The sequence below is a fragment of the Xanthomonas sp. 10-10 genome (genome assembly GCF_040182365.1).
Classification (GTDB): domain Bacteria; phylum Pseudomonadota; class Gammaproteobacteria; order Xanthomonadales; family Xanthomonadaceae; genus Xanthomonas; species Xanthomonas arboricola_F.
Genome location: NZ_CP144460.1, coordinates 2,283,834 through 2,305,942, shown reverse-complemented (window position 1 = coordinate 2,305,942; position 22,109 = coordinate 2,283,834). Strand labels below are relative to the sequence as shown.

At 60.4% G+C, this 22,109-nt stretch carries 6 protein-coding genes and 2 pseudogenes; 2 read left to right on the top strand and 6 right to left on the bottom strand.

The genetic code is table 11. The features are described from left to right. Nucleotides 1–379 precede the first annotated feature (379 nt). The 3 genes from VZ068_RS09785 to VZ068_RS09775 form a co-directional block, all read right to left on the bottom strand. Nucleotides 380–880 (bottom strand): TspO/MBR family protein, encoded by a 501-nt coding sequence (locus VZ068_RS09785; RefSeq protein WP_259166341.1) that lies wholly within the window; start codon nucleotides 878–880, stop codon nucleotides 380–382. Between the two features lie 209 nt (nucleotides 881–1,089). Further along, nucleotides 1,090–1,539: a hypothetical protein gene (locus VZ068_RS09780; RefSeq protein WP_349657515.1), complete on the bottom strand. Its 450-nt coding sequence runs from the start codon at nucleotides 1,537–1,539 to the stop codon at nucleotides 1,090–1,092. Between the two features lie 87 nt (nucleotides 1,540–1,626). After that, entirely contained in the window at nucleotides 1,627–2,223 is a 597-nt protein-coding gene (locus VZ068_RS09775) for a DUF1629 domain-containing protein (RefSeq protein ID WP_349657514.1), read from the bottom strand. 499 nt (nucleotides 2,224–2,722) lie between these two features. Between VZ068_RS09775 and VZ068_RS09770 the strand changes: the two are divergent. After that, nucleotides 2,723–2,833, top strand: a pseudogene (locus tag VZ068_RS09770) (transposase); the annotation flags it as partial. A gap of 911 nt (nucleotides 2,834–3,744) precedes the next feature. Then, a protein-coding gene (locus VZ068_RS09765; RefSeq protein ID WP_349657679.1) for an IS3 family transposase occupies nucleotides 3,745–4,823 on the top strand; the annotation gives its coding sequence in 2 pieces (ribosomal slippage) (nucleotides 3,745–3,976 and nucleotides 3,976–4,823; 1,080 coding nt in all). Nucleotides 4,824–5,052: 229 nt separating this feature from the next. Here VZ068_RS09765 and VZ068_RS09760 read toward each other — a convergent pair. The 3 genes and pseudogenes from VZ068_RS09760 to VZ068_RS09750 all read right to left on the bottom strand — a co-directional run bounded on the left by VZ068_RS09760 (nucleotide 5,053) and on the right by VZ068_RS09750 (nucleotide 21,355). Further along, nucleotides 5,053–5,442: an Imm63 family immunity protein gene (locus VZ068_RS09760; RefSeq protein ID WP_349657513.1), complete on the bottom strand. Its 390-nt coding sequence runs from the start codon at nucleotides 5,440–5,442 to the stop codon at nucleotides 5,053–5,055. A gap of 67 nt (nucleotides 5,443–5,509) precedes the next feature. Continuing rightward, nucleotides 5,510–19,585, bottom strand: a pseudogene (locus VZ068_RS09755) (hemagglutinin repeat-containing protein); the annotation flags it as partial. Nucleotides 19,586–19,654: 69 nt separating this feature from the next. After that, complete coding sequence (locus VZ068_RS09750) at nucleotides 19,655–21,355, bottom strand: ShlB/FhaC/HecB family hemolysin secretion/activation protein (protein ID WP_349657512.1); 1,701 nt, start codon at nucleotides 21,353–21,355, stop codon at nucleotides 19,655–19,657. Nucleotides 21,356–22,109: the final 754 nt, after the last annotated feature.

Below are 22,109 nucleotides of genomic sequence, written 5' to 3'. Positions count from 1 at the left end.
AGGCGTTATCCATGCATGCAAAAGACATCACAGGGCCGAGGCCTGTCAAGCATTGCGTGAATGGGCAGGCGCACGCGCTCGGGGCGCGAAACAGAAAACCTTGCTGCTCAGGGATTTAAGCATCGCGCGCGCAAGCAATTGATTGCCATGGAAACTTTTGGAACCACTTTGGAGAGCCGCCCTGCGCAGGTTTCGAACCTCGATTGGTAGTGTCATGCGCTCATATGACGCGATACAACTGACTAGACCGCTTGCGGGCGAGGTGTCGCTTCGCTGCCCGCATCAGTTCGCAGCAAGCAACAGGCCACTTCGCACCAAGCAACAGATCGTCGCTATTGCCGCGCCGGTGAGTACGTGCCACCAAGATCAGCAGCGGAGATCAGCCGAGTACCTGGGGATTGAGTTGCCAGACCGAAAAGTTGAGCGCCGCCGCGAAGCTCACCCACGCCAGATACGGCACCAATAACCACGCCGCCAGCGCCCGCCGCTTCGAGAACACGGCAATCGTTCCGGCCAGCACCAGCCACAGCGCCACGATATCCGCGAATGCCCAAGCCCCCAGATGCCACGCAAAGAACAGCCAGCTCCACAAACCATTGAGCGTCAGCTGCAGCACGAACAGGCCCAGCGCCGGACGCGTTCCCGCCCGGCTGCCGCGCCGCCACACCAACCAGACCGACACCGCCATCATTCCGTACAACACTGTCCACACCGGTCCGAACAACCAGCCCGGCGGCGCCCACGCCGGCCGCGCAAGTTCTGCATAGAAGCCGGCCGCCTGGATGGATGCCATCGCACCAAGCCCAGCGACCGCATAGCACAGCGCCAACCAGCCGAAGAGGCCGAACCATTGCGACTTTCTTGAAATACCTTGCGTCATAACTGCCATGAAGTCTTGTCGGTGCTCAGTAGCGTGGCAGAGCATCTGTGCAAGCCGCGACTACGCGGATGAACGGACCGAGTTCAGTCAATCCACTAAGGGTGTGAGGAAACCGGCAGGTAGGCCCATCAATCGAACTTGACGAATTCTTCAGCAAACCCTTGGTGTATCACTACGGAAAGCTTACGAGGCTTTTAGTAAAATTTCACTTAAACCTGGTTCTTAAAAGAAAAATCAACATCCCATGCAGATTTAAAATTTAAAATATTATCTATATTGCCTTTTTCGAAAAAATCTCTCATTAACTTTTTCGCAATTTCAGTATCAACCATCCAACCTCTTGGATCCCATTTTTGATCGAGGTAGCTAACAGGATCATTTTCAAAATTACTTCCGCTTTCATCCCACCACTTCAAAATCTCGAACCTCGGGTCATCCGAATTAACTCTTAGCAACAATCGATAAACCCCCTTGACGCCCTCCATAATTACAGCGCGGATCGGCCCAACTGATGCATGAACATTCAGGGAAGCACGTCCACCTCCCGTAAAAACTGAATCAACACCTGCAACAACTCTATCCCATGCTGGATCGTCGGTGCACACAGAACGCACTCCAGGAGTTCCGAACGAAAGTATAAATTCGTATTTCCTATCCACCACCTCCCCTCCTAAAAATTTAAATCTCTACTATCCAAATTTAGCATAGCGAAGGAGTTCACCCATGACGATACATCCTAATTTCATTTAAGCAACAACTTTTTTTGAGCCATTCAATAAATCAAAAGCCACGCCCGTTACCCTGGCACTCTCAAATCGCCGCTTTACTTCCTGACTAACGATTAGTGCCCCCAAGTATTTCTTCAGTCTAAATATGTGCCTACCACCCACCTTAGATGTATCTATAACAAGATTAAAGAAATTTCGATATGCCCCTGCCAGCTCTGGACGGACTGGATCATTTTTATCAAAAAATGAGAACTCAGAATTTTCTTCATCCACGCAATCGATTTGCGTTTCGATTATCATCGCAAAATAATTTTGCTTTAATACCTTTTTTTCAATGTCCAATGGCGCAAAGACAACATTTCGGTATGGCTCATCAATTTCTGATAACCCCATCAATGAAATAACAGCCTTTTCACTTAAAACAGGGACACTTGCGTATCCAGCCAATGAATAATCAACTTCAGCCCCATCAAACCTCACTTTCGATGAATAACCACCTGGCTCCATGAAATTGACAGACGGGTCAATAAAGTTCCAGTTATTTACATAACCGATATCACCAAGAATCCATTTACCTTTTATTTCCACATCCTGCCACATCAGATAATATTTCATATCACCCTCCTGTCAACCATTTCAACCTCACTACCCCTTGTTAGAGCTTCTACTTTAATCCTCTTAAGCGCTTGAGTGACAGCTATTTTGTATTCTGGAGTATCGACGTCCCCCGCCCTGAGTAGCGGCCGGGTTAAACCGCTAACGGGGGTAGCCGCTAACGGGGGTCAGATTCACTTCCTCCGCAAATTGCAGTCTACGGCGTCAGCTATTGCAAGGTTCCCTGCATATTAGCACCGATGTCTGGTTGCGAGTCTTGTGCGACGGCCAGATTTGCACGCATTGAACTCGCCGGTGTCCCGCAGCAGATTGTGCAACCCGGGAACAACGCTTGCCATGCTTTCTGGACGATGGCGAGCGATTGCGCTATCTGCACCTGATGCATGAGGCCTTGTGACCTCCTCCCTATAACTTGGACCAGCCGGACCTAGAAAATTCGGCGACACTCAGACCCAAGGAGGCCCGTCGCTATGAGAAGTCGAAGTTCACCGAAGAGCAAATCGCATTCGCCCTGAAACAGGCCGAGACCGGCACGACAGTCTGCCGCAAGATGGGCATCAGCCAGGCCACGTTCTATGCGTGGCGCAAGAAGTTCGATTGGCTCGGCGTTGCCGAGGAGAAGAACTCAGCCTGACGAAGTCGATTCAGGACCGCTATCACATAAATTTTGTACAGGCCTGTCAGGGCGGCGTGCTTAATTACCTCCCTCCCCTTTACCCCTAACCACTTTAATCGACTGGATTAAGGCGCTTCCGAATACCTAGGATCTTCTCGCATAAGCCTTAAAACTTCTGCCCAGTTCCAGAGTATCCCTGCAACACTAGTCGGCCGGACGGATTTCCCGCGTGACGAATTGAGAAAATCATCCATTGCTCGACTGCAATTTTCATAGAATAAATTAAAACAATTAATGTCAACGTCATCTAATATAATAAAACTCTGCCCCTCATCATCTAGGGATTTATAAATTTTTTTAATGCAAACCATACTCTCGCAAGAAAAAGCTCTCTCGTTGACTCTACTATACAATCAAATATTCCGAAAGGAAGCGTCCAGCCCACTTTATTGCTAATTGAAATGTACATCCCGATACATCACCTCATTATAAGAATATTACCTTTTTGGATTTCGCCAAGGCCACTTATCCAACCATTAACAACAACCTGGTTTTCCGGCGTGAGATCTCTATAATCCAATGGCACCATATCATCTTTATCCAAATGCCGAATAAGCTGACCCTTATTCTGCTCGACATTAATTAAGAAGAAGTTATTTACTTGTTCCGCCCTGGAATAATCGGACCACATAAAGTCAACTGTTTTTCCACCATAAGCACCACTTGCAAAAACAAAGTCAGGGTTTGTCTGGCCTGAAACCTCGGGGTCAGATTCACTTATTGATAACGCCAGACCCTACTTGTCGACTCCCCGTAAAATTGATCCATCCATAGTTGGAGGTCTCCGGGCACACTAGCCACCGAGGAGACCAACGATGCGCAAAAGCAAGTTCACCTAGAGCCAGATTGTCGCCACGCTGAAGCAGGTTGAGGGCGGACGCCAGGTCAAGGATGTGTGCCGTGAGCTGGGTATTTCTGACGCGACGTACTACCTCTGGAAGTCCAAGTACGGTGGCATGGAGACAACAGATGTGCAGCTCCTTCGCGACCTGGAGACCGAGCATAGCAAGCTCAAACGCATGTATGCCGAGCTCGCAATGGAAAACCATGCACTCAAGGATGTCATCGCAAAAAAGCTGTAGACCCGGCGCACAAGCGCCCGCTTCTTGCCTGGCTCGTCGAGCAACATGGCTGGAGCGAGCGCCGGGCCTGTGCGGTCGTTGACGTGGCGCGCTCGGCAGCACGCTATCGGCGTCGTCCCGATCGCGACGAGGGAGTCATTGCGCTGTTGTCCGAATTGGCCGAGCGCTTTCCCAAGCGTGGTTTTGGAAAGCTGTTTCAGATCATCCGCCGTCGCGGACATGTGTGGAATCACAAGAGGGTCTGGCGCGTGTATTGCCTGATGAAGCTCAATCAGCGTCGTCGCAGCAGGCGCCGGGTCCCCACGCGCTATGCACAACCGTTGGCATGCGGAACACGCCCCAATGCCGGATGGTCGATCGACTTCATGTCCGATCCGCTGTGGGATGGTCGACGCTTCCGCACGTTCAATGTCATCGACGATTTCAGTCGGGAAGCCTTGGCCATCGAAGTGGACTTGAATCTTCCGGCCGCCCGCGTCATCCGCACGTTGGAACGCATCGCGGCCTGGCGCGGCTATCCGAACAAGCTGCGTCTGGACAATGGCCCGGAGTTTGTCGCATTAGCCTTGACCGAGTGGGCTGAGCGCAAGGGTATCGCCTTGGACTTCATCGAGCCGGGGCGTCCGATGCAAAACGGTTTCATCGAACGCTTCAACGGCAGCTACCGGCGCGGCGTGCTGGACATGCACATCTTCCGCACGCTGAGCGAGGTCCGCGAACAGACCGAACACTGGCTGGCCGACTACAACCAACAGATCCCGCACGACAGCCTGGGCGGGCTAACGCCCGCCGAGTTCCGTGATCAACATCAACCGCAGACCTCTAATTTTAGCTGGCATTGAATTACGGGGAGTCGACAGAACCATGCTCATGATTAATCTGCCTTTCAACCGTCAGCAGGAATTTCCACCTCATAACAATCACCATCTCGCATCAAAGATATCATTTTTAATTTTTTGAACGCAGGGTCAGGTTGACTTATTAATTACACCTGACCCCGTTCTTTCGCACCTGACCCCGTTCTTTCGGGGAGTCGACATGAGAGGCAGTGCTAATCAGGATCAGGAATAGTCAATACCCCATCCCAGAACGATATTCATGCGCAGCCCGCGGCCCCCAAGCCGGATTTAACCGTTTCATCAAATCCACCTTGCGCGCAAACATTTCCTCTTCTGATTTTTCAGAATTTCCAAACTCAGAATAATTCAAATCAAGAACCATCTTAGAAACGGCACGACTTAATACCCAGTAAAGAACATCGTCCTCTGAAGAAGTAATTTTTTTAAAAATTTCATAATCCCTCTCAATAGAAGAATAAACGAAAAAATTATCCTGACATGTCAAAAATGGAACACCATCACTGGAAGGCTTGGTCTTTATCACCAGAAAATCCTGGGGAAGGTTAATCATGGCACCCAAAGAGATTACATCGCGTTGAATCTCACCTATCCTGTCATTCACTTTTATTCACCTCTTTGAGAAATCCGTTAAGCCGCAACCAATCAACATTAACGCGATCTTTAAATCTAGGCAAGATTTGTGTGCCGCCACCGGGCTGTCCGAATGCAGGAGCAATTTCACCTTTAATTACTGGAAGCGGCTTTATAACTTCGTACTCATGATAACCATTACCCATTGATCCCGGCGCCAATGCCCTTTGCTCGTAGGGTGTCCCAAATGGGGACAGAAAAGCGCCATCCGGGCTTCCATATCGATCAAGCTTGGTACCGACTGGTAGCACATCATCAACGTGCGATTCAGCAAAGCCAAGATTACTAGGCCAGTTCCAATTTCCATCTGGTTTAACTTCTTCACCAGATTTCCTGAATTCATCATATCTAGAAAATCCGCCAGCCTCGCCGTCAACCGCCCCACCATGGACCGGAGTAGTACCAGCAGAACTTGCTTTTTGGGATGTTGCCCGCCTAATAGCAACGGCAACCTGTTCTGTGGTCTCCTCAGCAGATTTCACTAGGTCATCAAACTTCTTTGCAACAATTGCTCCAGTCCAAGCACTCGATACGAGCAGGCTGTGACCGCCAGTTGCCTCGGTTGCGATCGCGTCGAGCGCACCAACTGCTAGCCGGCCACAGGCGACAAGGTTGAACAAACAGGCTCCACCACCCACTGCGGCGACGCCGATCGCGGCTCCCGTGGCTGGAACAGCGACGGTTAGGCGGCTGTCTCTGCCAATACCCTTCCCGGCATAAGTCAACAGCTCCGGCTGGTACAGCAACTGCAGCTCGTCCTTTTTCAGGCCTGCGGCACCAAGCGCATCGAAGACTTCCTTGAAATTCTCCGGTGTGCCTGCCAGTTTTTTGCCGTAGAGGTGGAAATTGTCTCGATCGCTCGTATCGAAGGCTTTTACACCGTCGTATTCGTTGTTGTTCGTCCCAAGGAACTTGACCGCCGCTTCATTCATCGGCGTATCCTTCAGTGCCGATTGAATTGTCGCATCTACGTACGACGCTGCCTCGATGAGCAGGATCTGCTTGGCACTCTCTTCCGAGATGCCCTGCTCGTAGGCGAATACCGCTGCATTGTCCTTGATCCACTTCACTTCGTCCGGATGCAGCTGCCGGTTGAACTGATCGCCGGCCAACGCAGTGTTGGCTCCTGCAACACCGCCCAGCGCTCCACCGATGGCCGCGCTTCCGAGTTCCATGAGGGCTCGGTAGGTTTCGCTATCACTCGCGATACCCTGATCCCTGAGGTACCCGGCCATCGCCAGCTTCGCCTTCTCGGCACCAGCGGCAGCAAGCGCGCCTCCCGCCACATCGCCGCCGCCCAGCGCGGCCACCGCGGCGCCGGTGAGACCATGAAGCAGTGTCTTGTTCAGGCCCCCGTCGGCCCAGCTGTCCATCTTCGCCTGGGCGTCAGCCATTCCTTGCGGATTGTTCGTGCTGTAGGCAGTCGCGTACTCGCTGAGCGCACGTTGTTGCATGTTGCTGGCGATATCACCCGCTGCCCGGAACCCGATCGCTCCAGCCAGCCCCATCAGCTCCTTCTGATCTTCGATCTTCTTCTGATCGAAAATCTCCTTCAGCCCAGACTGCTGCAACTCGGTGGCACTGCGATCCAACCCTGCCAACGCAGACTCGTCGCCATTGCGGATTTGGATCGTGCCGGCGGCGATATCGCTCTTGGTCGTGCTGCTTGAGCTGTCGCTGGCATTGCCCAACATGCTCAGTCCGGCACCGATGCCGACACTGGCCATGCTGCTGCCCGTGCCGCCAGCCACCGAGACGCCGCTGGTCTTGTACTCGGCCTTGTTCTGCAAGTCCTCGACCGTCAGGCTGCCGGTGGACAGCCGATTGAGGCTGGCATCGGCCGCACTTGCAATGGCACCGCCGACCAAGGCCGTGTTGCCGCCCACCGTGATGTCGAAGCCGCCATTGCCGGCCTGGATGCCACTCTGCTCGGTGACGCTGGTATAGCTGCTGTTGACCTTCTGTTGGCTGTAACTGCCGCCGCTGCCGGAGCCGGTCGCCAGCGTCAGGCTGGCTTGTTGTTGCTTGCTCTTGTACTCGTTGGTGTCCTGCTCGCTCTTGATCAGCAGGTCGCCGCCGACATGGGCCAGCACCTTGTTGCCGATGGCCTGTGCGCCCTGGATGGTGGTGTCGTTGCCGCTGACCAGGGTCAAGCTGTCGTTGGCCGTGATCACACTTTCCGTGCGTAGGTCGCTATTACCCTTGGCACTGCCCTTGCCCGCGGTGACCGACAGGTAATAGCCGGTGACTGCACCAACACTGATGCCGATCTCTCCACCGGCGTTCTTGTTCTCCGATTTGGTGGTGTTGGTTTCCTTGTTGCTCAACAGGTTGAGATTGTTTGCAGCAGCCAGGGCCACGTTTTCGCCGGCGATCTTGCTGCCGATGACATTGAGGTCGCCACCAGTTGCTGCAATGGTGACGTCGCCGTTGCTGAGGATGCGACTGCCGCCGGTGGTTTCCTCGTGCGTGGTCGTCTTGCTTGACGAACTGCTGGCACCGATACCAAGGCGCAAGCTCACGCCCGCCGCATTGGCTGCACCTTGCGCGCCATCCGCTGCAGCAGTACCTGCCTTGGTCGTGTTTCCTGCAACCGCTTGGCCGTCGTAGCCCTTCAGGCCATTGTTGACCAGCCCCACGGTATCGCTGACCGCATAGCCCGCCTTGGCGGCGTAAAGCGCCTTCAAGCGGTCGTCTTCAACTTCCGATCCACGCTTGACTGCGCCGTAGATCGCCTGCGCTGCGTCTACAGCCCCACCCGTCAACCCCAATGTAATACCCGCACTCTGCTGCTTGGACGTCTGCACCGTATCCACGGTGTTTTCCGCCGCGGCAATCGTGACTTCCTTACCCACGATGGTGGTGCTGGTGGCGCTCAGCACGTCGCTGCCAGTGATGGCCACCTTGTTGCCGGCGGTCATCGTCACCGAGCCGTCGGTACTGCCAATCAAGCTACCGGTATTCGTGACCTCAGTGACGTCCAACCCGTCGGTCTTCTTGGTAACGCCCAATGCGACGCTGAATCCGCCACCGCCGTATAGACCTGACTTCTTGACGGTCTTTTCGTGTTCCTCGCTGTGCGTGTTCTGCACCGTGTCCAGCGTCAGGTTGTTACCGGCGGCCAACACCACATCGCCGGTGCTGGCGACCTGTGCGCCTTGCGACAGCAGATCGTTACCCGCCGCGATCTGCACCGTATCGCCACTGAGCGTGGTGGTGACCGCCACGTTGTCCTGCCACTCATCATGCGTGGTCGTCGTCTTGCTGGAGAACGTGCCCTTCTTCTTCTTGGTCATGTCCTGCACGGCGTCGTGCTGCTCGCTGGCGGCGAGCAGGTTGACGTCGTTGCCGGCGGCCAGGGTGATGCCGCCTTCCTTGGCGGTGGCCGATGCGGCGGTCAGGGTGATGTCATTGCCCGCCTGCATGGCGAGGTTGCCACCGGCACTGAACTCGGTGCCGTGGACGGTTTCGTCGCGGGTAGCGGTGGTCTGCTTGAAGCGCTTGCGCGTTTCCAGGACATCGCTGGTGTCCACCGTGGTCAGCGTGCTGGCATTGATGTCGTTGCCGGCGCTGATACCCAGGCCCTTGCCGGCGTCCAGCTTGGCAGCGACCAGGTTGACGTCGTTGCCGGCGCTGAGGATCAGGTTGCCGCCGGCCGTCAGTGCTTGCTGATCGATCGTTTGGGTTGTGGTTGTCGTGGTGACGCGGGTCTTGCCGTTGCGCGAGTTGTAGCTGTTGGTCTCGCTGTCGTTGAGCACCGACTCGACATTGAGGTTGTTGCCGGCTGCGGCGATCAGATCACCGCCCGCCTTCACCTCGGCTTGGCGAATGGTCAGGTCGTTGCCGGCGGTCAGCTGCAGGCTGTCGCCGGTACTGATGCTGGTGCGGGTGGCGACCTTGCCGTCCAGACCGGTGGTCGGGGTCAGCGAAAGATTGTTGCCTGCCTGCAAGGCGGCGCTGCCGCCCGCGTTGATGCTGACGCCATGCAATTGCAGGTCGTTGCCTGCGGAGACGATCAGGTCTTTACCCGTGACGAGTGACACCGCATCGCCGCCACGCAACAGGCCATTGTCGTCGCGCAAGGCACTAGGCGTGAGGCTCAGATTATTGCCTGCAATCAGCGCCGCACTGCTGCCCGCCTGCACGCGGGTGCCGGTCAGGGTCATATCGTTGCCGGCAAACAGTTGCAATGTATTGCTGGCACTGATGCCTGACAGGATGCCGACGCCATTGATGGCCTTGGCCGCTTCGCTGACCAGGTTGTTACCGGCCGCCAGCCCAACATCGCGACCCTCGATCTGGCCCTGGTTGAGCAGGTCGTTGCGCGCTTCCAATGCCACGGTGCCGGTGCCGCTGATACGGCCCTGGTTGAGCAGGTTGCCGGCGGTGACGCTGACATCGGCACCGGCGATGACGCCCTGGTTGCTCATGGCGTTGGTGGCGTTGAGCTCGACGTTGCCGCCGGCGATCAAGGCGCCGTTGCCACGCAGCTGCAGCGAGTTGGAGGCCAGGTAGACGACCGGCACCAGCACCTTCTGGCCCTGGTAGTCCTGCTCCACCATCCACACGATGTCTTGAGTGAGCGCGGCGGCCTGCGCGGCGGTCAAGCCCACGCCCATGCTCAATTGCAGTTGGCCTGCAGCAGCCACGCCGGACTCGAGCAAGGCACGGTACTGCGCCACGCCATCGGCGTAGTTGCCCAGGTAGCGACGACCAGTGAGCTGGGTGATCTGGTCCAGCACCAGGCGCTGCTCGTAGAAGCCATCGCCCAGCCGGGTCTGGGTCCACTCCGGGTCCACGCCCAGCTTGTCCAGCAGGAAGTCGCTGCTGATGAAGTTGTCGTAGTTGACGAAGCGCGGATCGGTTTCGATCAGGTAGCGACGGCCCGGACCATTGCTGCGCCAGGCGTTGATGCCGCCCAGGCCGGTGGCTGCGCGCCCCATGGCGGTACGGTCAGTCGCCGTGCCATTGGACAGGCGATACAAGCCGCCGATAGGCAGGTCGATCTGCGTCAGCGAGGTCTGGCCACCGACAACAATATTGGTCACCGGGATGGTGGCCAGATCGACGCGGCTACGGCTTTCGTCAGCGCCCGCAACGACGCCGGTCTCGGTGGCCGCGACCTGCACGTGTGCCTGATCAACAGTACTACGCACCAAGCCACTGTCGTTGGACATCACCGGTGCGACCGACATCTTGACGATACCGCCGGATGCCGCAAGCGACGCATCCTGCGTACCCGCATCAACCTGCGCACCCGCGTTGCCGGCGGTGCTGCCCATCACGCTGATGCTGGCCGCCCCCCCATTAGCCCGACTGATGACGGCTTGACCACCGACATTTGCCGCGGTTTGCCGCGTGCGACCGCTCAATCCCCCTTGTGTGCCGACGCCATTGAGCGAGGCGCCGCTGACGATGCGGCCATCGCTGCCGACGGCGCCGTTGCTGATGTTGGCACCATTGATGCTGACGCCTTGACCGCCGGTCATGCTGGCCCCAAGAGCGGTATAACTCGTATCTATAGTGCCTGACCCAATCTGGGTCGTTTCTACATGATATGTGCAGCCTCTATTCTCGATTCCTTGACCGCAATCGGTATTCTCGTCCAGAACGTACGCATCTTGATAATCGGCATAATTGGTGACCTGTTTTAGTGCGAGAGCCTCATTAAACACCTGCTCGCCATTATTAAACATTTGATCAGAAAGCCCCCCCACCCCTCTGGTGTTGAGAAACAGATTCGATCCGGCCGCGATAAGTGACGCAGTGTTCCTGACACTGCCAGAGAGCGCAACATTTCTACCTGCGATAATTCGACTCTCGGCGCTAGCGCTTATCAGGCGCTCGCGCTCTCTTACGTCATAAGTGCGATATGACCCTAGAAAGAACCAGGACCCAATATTCTCTCCATTCGGATTTTCGGGAATTGGCCCACCAGCTTCCAGCTGTTGATTCGGCAACTCTGCATTGGCCGCCGCACGCTCCGATTCCGACAATGCTCCAGTGACCGCATTTATAACGCGCCGCCGATTATTCAGCTGGTTGGCCGCAATCAAGATGCTCCCATCCGCCTCGATGCTGCCCGACAGGTTGTTCACCACACCCGTACGCGACACCAAGGTACCGCCTCCATCCTGCGCGCCGCCGATGGCGATATTGCCCAGGCTGAAGATACGTGCGTCGCGATTGAGCAGCTGATCGCGCACGATCAGGTTCATGTTGCCGGTGGAACCGAGCAACGCCGAGCCATAGGCAGCATTGCCCGTCGCACCGCCAAAGTCCGCGCCGTTGACCAGGGTGCCGGTATTCACCGAGACGTTGCCGCCGACGATGCTGCCGGTGTTGTAGATGCTGTTGGCGACAAGCGACAACGCGCCGTTACCGGAGATACTGCCGGCGTTGTCGATGGCATTGCCGCCGTTGAGGCGGGTGTCGTTGGACAGGATGTTGGCGCCGGCGCGGTTGGCGATGCTGCTGGCGGTGATATCCAGGCGACGCGCGGCCTTGAGCGTGGCTTCGTTGACGAGGTTGCCGCCCACGCGCAGGTTGAAATCGCCATTGCTGACCAGGTCTGCGCCGGCGCGATGCGTGTAGTCGCTGCGCAAGGTCAGATCCAACAGGTTCTGCGCCAGGATGCTGCCACCACCGTCGAAGCCGACTGTATCGATCACTACATCGCCGGCACCGCCGATCGCGCTGCCGGCACCGATCTGGCCGCCCGCGTTGTTCAAAGTCTGCAGATTCAGGCGGACCGCCTGCTCGGCCTTGATCCTGCCGTTCTGGTTGTCCAGCGTGGCGCCTGCGCGCTGCAGCAGGAAGCTCGCGCCGGCATAGATATTGCCGCCCTGGTTGTTCAAGCCATTGGTGTTGGCGATCAGATCGCCGCCGGCCACCAGCTGGCCGCTGTTGTTGGCGATGTTGGCCGCATCGATCACCACGCTGCCGCGCCCGCCCAGATTGCCGCTGGTATTGGTCAGGGCTCCGCCGGTGGTGATGCGGGTCAGGCCGCCACCGTTGTTGACGATACTGCCCTGCGTATTGTCGATTCGCCCACCGGAGGCGGTGAGCGTGTTGCCGGCATCGAGCTGGCCGCCGCTGTTGAGCAGTGCACCGGTAACGGCGACGGTGAGATCGCGGCCGGCACTGAGCTTGCCGCCCTGGTGATTGTCCAATTGGCCGCGCGCGGTGACGCTGAGGTCGCGTGCTGCTTGCAGGCTACCGCCGGTGCTGCTGATGTTCTCCGCAGTGATCACCGCATCGGTACTGGCGCCGATGACGCCGTTGCCGTTATCCAGGCCACGGTCGAGTTCCACACGCAGGCCGCCGCCTGCCCCGCCGCTGGCAACCGCCTGCACGAGGCCGCCGGCATTGCTTAGGCTGTCGGCACGCAGCGTCAGCGCGCCGCCGCTGGCTTGCAGCAGGCCGTTACGGTTATCGGTGGCACCGCCCGTCTGTACGTTCAGGCCGCGTGTGGCGACCGAGCCACCATTGTTGTTGAGGCTAGCGGCCGTCAACGTTGCATCGCCGGCCGCAGCGATGGTGCCGCCCTGATTGTTCAAACCTCCGCTGGCACCGAGGGTCAGCTGGCCCTGGGTCAGGATGCGGCCACTGCTGTTACCGAGCGTGCCACGACTGGTGACCGACAGGTTGCCGGCGCCGGCATGCTCGATTCGTCCTTGCGCGTTCTCCAGGCTTGCGGCCGTGATGGTCAGATCCTGACCATTACTCGCCACGGTGCCGGCGGTGTTGTCGATGGCGCCGCCGATGCTGACACGGGTCAGGCCGGCGCCGCTCTGTACCAGGCGACCGCCGGCATTGTTCAAACTGCCACCGTCGATGCTGAGCTGGCCTGCCTGCATCTGACCGCCCACCGCATTGAGCCGGCTGTTATCGATGGTGCCGCCGGCCTGGACGGTCAAGCCGCCACCCGCGAGCAGATCGCCGCCACGATGATCGAGGCTTCCGGCAGTCGTGAGGACCGCATTGCCAGTGACACGCGTGTTGGCACCGGCAAGGCCCAGCTGACCGCCCTGCAGCATGAGATTGCCTCCTGCCAGCAGCTTGCCGGACACGCCCAGTTGGCGGTCTGCGACCAGGCTCAGGGTGCTTCCCGTCCCCAGATTGCCATCGGCCGCAATACCCGCACCCACGGTGCCGGCAACGCTGATATCGCCGGCACGCAGACTCAGGTTGCCCGCTGCAGTGGTCTGTCCTGCGTGTTCGATACGTGCACCTTGCAGACCCACTGTTGCGCCACTGACGACACCTTGCTGGCGCAGCACCGCATCGCTGGTCAGCGTGGTCTGTTGACCCGACACCTGTCCGGCGATCGTGAGATCGCCCTTGGAGTGCAGGTCCAAAGTGCTGCCCGCACTCAGGCTGCCGCTTTGCGCCAAGGCGCCATCGGCCTGCGCCGAGAAGGCGCCAGCCGCAGCCAGACTACCGTCCAGCTGCAGGTTGCCGCGGCTGATCACGGCGACATCGCCGCGCTCGCTACCCAGCTGACCGCTGCTGCTCAGCTGCCCGGCCTCCACGCGCAAGCCGTTGCCGCCGATCAGATCACCGCGATTGTCCACTGCCCCCGATGCTGTCAGGCCCAGACGCTGCAGGCCGTACGCCTGCCCGGTCTGGCGTAGCGCGCCAACGCCGAGCGTCAGCAGATTGCCTGCGCGTATCCCGCCGGCATTGTCGAGCAACCCTGCGATGGTCAGCGTGGTATCGCCTTGCGCAAGCAATACGCCGGTACCGGTGTTGCTTGCACTGGCGGCGGTGACGCTCAGGTTCTGACCAGCAACGACCTGCGCTGCATTGGCCAGCGTACCGGCAGCGTTCAGCACCACTGCGCGATCGGCTTGCGCAACGCCGGCAACGGCTAGGTTGCCGGTACTACGCAAGTTCAAGTCGGTGGATGCATCGAGGGCGCCGCGGCTATCGATCGCCGCGCCATCCAGACTGATTGCGCCACCGGCCTGAAGCACAGCCGCTTGCGCCGTGCTGATGGTTGCAGCGCGCAGGGTGGCATCGCCAACGCTGGACGCCTGCCCGTTCAATGCGAGCGTGCGCTGCGCCTGCAGGTCCAGCTGAGAGCCGGACTGCAACGTACCTGCCGCGACCAGGTCGCGCCCAGCATGCAGTGCAACCGACTGTGCCTTCAGCGAGCCGCCTTGCTGCAGATCGCCAGCCGCGGTTGCCTGCAACGTGGTCGCAGCGGCAACCACGCCTTGCAGCATCATCTCGCCACGGCTGGTTAGATCGACATTGGCTGTCTGGCTGCCGAGCTGGCCGCTGCTGCGCAGGTTACCTGCATCCACGACCAGGCGGTCGGTGGCGATCAGGCTGCCGCGATTGTCCAGCAACCCGGTGACACTGGCGGTCAACGCCTTGCCGGCATTTGCCGAACCGCTCTGATCGAGGCTGGCTGCGGTGATGCGAAGGTCGCCACCGCTCTGCACGCTACCGGCGTTCTGCAGCGCACCGGTCGTCAGCGTGACAACGCCTTCGGCAGCCAGCGCGCCGGACGCGGCGTTGGTCACTGCGCCTGCCTGCACCGAAAGATCGCGGCCAGCAATCACCTGAGCCGCATTGCTGAGACCACCTGCGGCGTTGAGCACCACATCGCGGTTGGCTTGCGCCACCCCTGCCAAGGCGAGTCCACCGGTACTGCTCACGCGCAGATCGCTGCCCGCATCGAGCGTGCCGCGACTGTCGATGGCTGCGCCGTCCAGGGTGATCAAGCCGGCGCCTTTCAGCACGGCGGCCTCACCGGTTGTGATGCTGCCGCCACGCAAGGCGGCAACACTGCCCGCCTGCGCCTGGCCGTTCAAGGCAAGCACGCGCTGCGCCTGCAGATCCAGCGTGGAGGCCGATTGCAGCGTGCCGCCGGCAGTGAGGTCACGCCCCGCCTGCAAGCTGACGGTTTGTGCACTGAGGGTGCCCGTCTGCAGCAGGTCGCCAGCCGCGTTGGCCTGCAGAGCAGTGGCAGCAGACACGACGCCGTGCAAATCGATGGCGTTCTGGCTGGTCAGCGTCAGTGCGCCCGTCACCGAGCCAAGCTGGCCGTTGCTGACGATGTTGCCCGCCCCGATGGTCAGGTCCTTGCCGGACACCAGTTGGCCGACATTCTCGAACGCTCCGGTCGATGCGATGGAAATCGCGTCGCCGCTATAGAGACGGCCACGCTGCAGCAACGTGCCCGTCGACAGCGCAAGGCCACGCTCGCCATGCAGGGTGCCGTTGTTCTCCAGCGTGCCGGCAACATCCAGGCGCAGGTCGCGCAATGCCCCCAGGGTCGCATTGGCTGCATTGTCGACACTGGCCGCACGCACGCCGAGATCGCGGGCGGCGATCACTTGCGCGGAATTGCGCAATGCACCGTCGGCCGCCAGGGTGACATCGCGTCCGGCCTGGGCCACACCGCCCAACGCAAGATCGCCTGCGCTGCGCACGCTGAGATCGGCGGCTGCATCGAGTGCACCGCGGCTATCGATGGCGCTGCCGTCCAGGGTGATGTCGGCGCCGCTCTTTACCACAGCTGCGCTGCCGGTAGTGATGGTTGCACCTGAGAGCGCGACGTTGCCCGTGCTCGATGCCTGCCCATTCAACGTGAGCGTGCGCTGCGCCTGCAGATCCAGAGTGGACGCAGACTGGACGGCGCCATTAGCCACCAGGTCGCGCCCTGCCTGCAGGGCAAGCGATTGCGCCGTGAGCGTGCCGGCTTGCTGAAAGTCACCACCGGCGGTGGCGCGCAATGCGGTCGCGGCAGCCACCACGCCGTCCAACTGCATGTCCGCCTGGCTGGTGAGCGTGACATCGGCACGCTCGCTGCCAAGCTTGCCGCTGCTGCGCAAGCTTGCTGCATCGACCAGCAGCGCATCCCTGGCGACCAAGGCACCGCGGTTGTCCAGCGTACCAGCCACCGCAACATTCAAGGCCTTGCCCGCGGAGACGCTGCCACTTTGATCCAGCGCTGCCGACGTGAGCTGTACATCGCCGCCGGCTTGCACGCGGCCTGCGTTGGCGAGCTGCGCCACCGTGGTCAGCGCCACAGCGCCCTCGCCAGCCAGGACGCCGGCAGATGCGTTATCCAGTTGCTGCGCCTGCACGGTCAGGTCGCGTCCAGCCACGACATGCGCAGCGTTGCGGACCGCATTGGCTGCGGTGAGATGCACGTCTCGCCCACCCTGGGCCACGCCAGCCAGCGCAAGATCTCCCTGGCTGCGGATCTGCAGATCGCCGCCCGCATCCAGCGTGCCGCGGCTATCGACAGTGCCGCCTTCCAGCGTCAAGGCACCACCAGTTTGCAGCACGGCGTCCTGGCGCGTGGTCACGCTGCTCGCGCGCAAGGACGCATCGCCCTGTACCTGGCCTTGCGCAGCAAACGTCAGCGCACGCTGCGCCTGCAGGTCCAGCATCGATGCCTGCACTGTGCCGGCCGCGGTGAGGTCCCGCCCAGCCATCAATGCAACCGACTGTCCCGTCAGCGCGCCCGCCTGCTGCAAATCGCCACCGGCACTGGCCTGTAGCGCAGTCGCCGCTGCCGTTACGCCCTGCAGCCGCATGTCGCCCAGGCTCGCCAGCCGGACGCTGCCCGCTTCGCTGCCGAGTTGACCGTCACTGCGTAGGCTGCCGGCGTCGATCTGCAGCGCGTTTCGGGCAACCACATTGCCGGTGTTGTCGAAGGTGCCGTCAACCGTTGCGGTCAGCGTGTTGCCGGTGCCAATCCGACCGCTCTGGAGCAGCGTGCCAGCCGCAAGCTGCAGTGCACTCGCGGCGTAAAGGCTGCCAGCGTTGTCCAGCGCACCGCGGGTTCTTACAACTGCATCGGCGTTGGACGAGAACGTCGCGCCCTGCGCATTACGCAGCGAAGCCGCATCGACCTGCAACGAGCCGTTAGCAACGACGCTTGCGCGATTTTCCAGCGCATTGCCCGCTTGCAGCGTGGTAGTGCCTGCGCTCTGCAATGTGCCGTTCAACGCCAGATCGGTGGCGCTTGCAATGCGCAGATCGGCACCGGCATCGATCACCCCATCGTGCTCGACCGTGCCACCACCCAGTTGCAGTGCGCCGGCGCTACGCAGCTGGCCGCGCTGGCGCAGTGCGCCGTCCGCCTGCAGGTCGATCGCGCCCGCAGCGCTGACGAGCGCATCGTTGACCAGCTCACCGCCGGCGACCATGGCGACGTCGCCGCGTGTGGTCTGCAAGCTGCCCGATACCTCGGCATTGCCGCCGCTGCGCAAGGTCACGCTCGCGGCGTTGACCGCCCCGGCGAGTTGCGCGGCGCTGCCGGCATCCACTGCCAGCGCCCCACCTGCCACGGTGTTGCCGCCCAGTGCGATCCCACCGCGGGCGCGCAAGGTCGTGTCGCCACGCTGGCTGCCGATATCGCCACGGCTGTCCAGTTGCGCGGCGTCCACCGTCAATGCGTTTCCAGCCACGACGGTACCGCTGTTGACGAAGTCTGCGGCGACGACGACCTGCGCGTCGCGCGCAGCGGTCATGCTGCCAGCGGTGACCACGCTGCCGGCCTGGAGCAACAGGTCGCGACCGGCGTAAACGCTGCCCGCATTATTCAGCGCAGCGGCGCTGCGCAGATCCAGATCGGCGCCCGCAGACACCGCAGCGCGCTGCGCAAGATCGATCGCGCCGGCACTCAACGCAACCGCATCGGCAGCGACCAACTGCCCCTGCAGCCCCAGCCGGCCACCGGCCTGCACCTGCGCGCCCTGCCCGGCCTGCGCCAGCCCGCCCATCCGCACATCGCCGTTACCGATCACTCGCAATGCGGTCGCTGCATCCAGCGTACCAACCGCATCAATCGTGTTTGCGTTCAATGCAATCGCGCCGCCGCTCTGCAAGGTGCCCGACAGCGCGATACTTGCCGCGCGCAGATCCGCGCCTGCGCCGCCATACGCAACACCGCCGCTGCGCAACAGACCATCGGCTCCCAGCTCCAGTGCAGCGGTGCTATGCAGGCTGCCGTCGGCATTCAACTCCGAACCAAACAGGCGAATCGAGCCGGCGCTGCTGCGGCCGGCATGCCGCAAGGTGCCGCTGGCCTGCGCTGTCAACGCTCCGGCGGCCACCAGATCGCCAGCCAGGCGCAGCTGCGCCCCTCGCAAGCTGACATCGCCCTGCTGCGAGCCGAGCACGCCGCGTTGGTCCAGATCGCCGTCTGCACGTACAGTCAAACCATCGCGTGCCACTGCAGTGCCGCTCAGACTCACCTGCCCGGCGCTGTCGATCTGCAGGTCACCGCTCTGCGCGGCCAGGGTGCCGCGGCTGACCACGCCCACGCCGGCTTCGGTAGCGATCAGGCGAATGCGGTCAGCATACATGCCGCCCAGCTGCGCAACGTCGATGCCGATCGACGGCGCGGCGCCATCGGTACCGGGCAGCACGTCGAGCAACATGCCGTCGTAATTGACGCGCCCTGCGCCGGCACTCGCGACCAGTTCCTTGGTCCAGATCGACCCATTGACGCTGAGCTGGCGCGACAACAGATCCAGGCGATCCACATTGAAGGCGTCAAGACCATTGCTGCCGATGCTGAGCGCACCGCCGGTGATGGTGAAACCATTCAAGGCGCCATCGCCGCCGAGGTTTGGCGTGCCGGTGGTCAGCGTGACGCGCGAGGTATTGAGAAATCCGCAGCCATCGCAGGAAATCCCGTTGGGATTGGCAATGACCAATTGCGCCTTGGCGCCGGCGATTTCGGTGTAACCCTGCAGGCGGCTGGTGGCGGAGGTGACCTCGTTGAGGATCAACGATGCCGAACCGCTGCGCTGCAGATTGTTGTTGCCCGCAACATAGCCGCCCAGCTCGGTTTTCGAGATCTGCGCGCTGTTGTTGAGGATCAACCCGTTCGGGCCGACATTGAAATTGCTGTAGCGGTTATGCGAGATGCCGCGCGCATTGGGCGCGACGATATCCACCACCGGTACGCCATTGGCGGCGACCTGCTGACCGGGTGTCTGCCCGCCGGGGTTCGGCGTTGGCGCAACCTGTGCCCACGCCGGAAACGATGTCCAGGTGACCGTGCAGCACAGCAGCAACGCAAGCGCGCGATTGCTTTGTTCGGCCAGGTAACCGCGCAGGTTCATCGTTTCGGTGTCCATCGTTTCTCTCTCGCCGCTCGTGGGCGTCATCAATCAACGGCGCGCTGCCGGCTGGCGGCGCGATCCATGTCAGAACTGGTAGATCACACGCGCGCCATACGCCGGCTGCGCACTTCCAAAACCATCGGGGCGATGGATCGCCCAGCCGGCAAATGCATCGATGCTGGCGCCGAACCAACCGCCGCGCAGACCTACCACGCCGCCCACCAGACTGCGGTCGCGCAGACCGCTGGCACTGGTGCCATCGATGCGCCCGGCATCCAACCCCAGATACGGCGTCAGCCCGATCTGCTGGATCGGAAAACTCAAGGTATTCCGCCAGTACGCGCCCTTTTCCGCGCCCAAGGTCGCTTCGCCGTCGAAGCCGCGCACGCTGTAGCGGCCCCCGATGGTGACGAACTCCGAGCCAAGCAACAGCTCACCTGCGGTCTGTGCACGCAGGCTGCTTTCCCACGCCATCGGCACCGGGCCCAGCTTGAACGGCAGGGCCGTACTCACGTCCAGCGTGGTCACGCCATAACGGAATGTCGGGAACCCGATCTGCGGGTCGTAACCTGTCCACTGGCTGTTGAACCACGGCGTGCCACGCCGATGCGCGATGCGCACGTCCAACTGCATCGCGCCCAGATAGCGACGATGGGTGAGGTAGAACTCCGCGCTGCTGGTGTCGCGACGCTGGATGCCGATCTCCACGCCATCCAGATAACTACGCGCCCGCCGCCTGCCCACCGTGACACCTGCAGAGGTCTTGCTGGTGCCATCGCGGTGCAGTACGCGCTGGATATCCAGCTGCGCGTTACTGGATTCGCCGCTGGACTGAAAGGTCTGCAAAAATCCGTCCACGCGCTGGTGATAGCGGTACGACGAGGCCGACAACGCAAACGTCCACCATCCCCACGGCAGGTTGTAACTGAGACTATTGCCGCGGGTACCGCGTTCTTCGTCGCGCGTGGCCAGGTCATGGCTGTAACCGACGCTGAGCAGATCGTTGAGGCCCAGCGGGTTGTCCAGCGAAAAATCCAGCCCGCTCTGCGCGCGCCCGGTGGCTTCCACGCCAGAGTCGTCGGCATTGGCCACGCCGCGCCAGCGCCGACCGTGCTGCAAGGTGATCACCAGATCCGATTCGCCTGGCGCCTCGCCCGGGGCGATATCGATCTTGGCATCTTGCGATGGCAGTCGCTTGAACTGCTCAACGGCCTGCTCGATCGCGCGCAGATCCAACAGATCCCCGCTGCGTAACGGCAAGGCCGTTTTCCAATGCGCGCCATCGGTATCGGAGGCCACACGCACCGCACGCAGACGTCCTGGCATCAATTCAAAACGCAGTTCGCCACGCGACAGATCCTGCTCGGGCACACCGATTCGGGTGGTGACAAAACCACGTGCCACCAGGCGATCCAGTGCGCGGCGGCGAATGATGTCGATCCCCGCGCGGCCGATGCAGCGGCCCTCGTAACGGCGCAACGATTTCCACAACCAGGCAAAACGGTCCGCTGCATCGCCGGCACCGGAAAGACGCACGCGCGTGATGGCAAAACACAGGTCTTCCCTGGGCAAGGCAGTGCTGCCTGCATCCACGCGGTCGGCCTCCTCGCGCGGGCCGGCGAAGGGCGCCTGGCGCTCCTGCTCCTGCCTGCGCTGGATCTCTTCGGCCTGGCGCAGTTGTTCCTGCCGATCCAGGCTGGAAGGTGCCGATTGTTGTGCAGCCGCCAGCCCGGCGACCGCCCAAAGGCAAGCCGCCAGCGCCAACGGCGCCGATCGCATCCACATCTTGTCCTGCCCCCTGTGCGGTGGTCGCGCCTTCCGCGCGCCGCCGCCCGCATCACCGTGCCTGGCCACCAACATGGCGGCGCAACCCTTCAGCTCGGCAGAATGCGGCGCAACTTTGCTGCAACGTTAAGAACGGGTCAACGCGCCGTGTAGGGGCTACCCTGTAAGAAAAACCCGACCATTTCACTTATGTGATGGATATCACTTAAATTCCGGACGCAGCGAGTGGGCAGCTGTAGGTGCTGGATGCAACAAGGGTCTCGTCAGACAGGAACGTCGGGCAACTAGCCGCTAAGTTGGGCAATTCTAGTGATGTCTAAAAGAGCATAGCGTGGAGCCGACAACACGCTCGCCAGCGCGTCCCGCGTGACATGAATTTTCTTCATTCGAAGGAGATACGCACGAGAACGCGTTATCAGTCCTATTTCCGGCAATAAAATCGCCGCGGGAATCATTGCCAAGTCTCAAAAACGAACTGAAGCAATGAACATCGCATCGACATTGTGATGACATGCATTTTACATGGGCATACGCAGTATCGCCGAACTTCATAGCCGGGATCGCTTGTGAACTTCCTCCCCCAGTCGTTCAAGCAATTACGTGCGTCGCGGTTGTCCTGACCGCACGAGCGCACTCACACCTCTGCTCAGCCTCGCCTTGTTGTCTGCGTGTGCGCCCCAGGCGCACAGTGGGCAACTGCGGTCTGCAGATGTGCGTGATGCCTCCGATGTGCATGACGCCACCATCGTCCTTA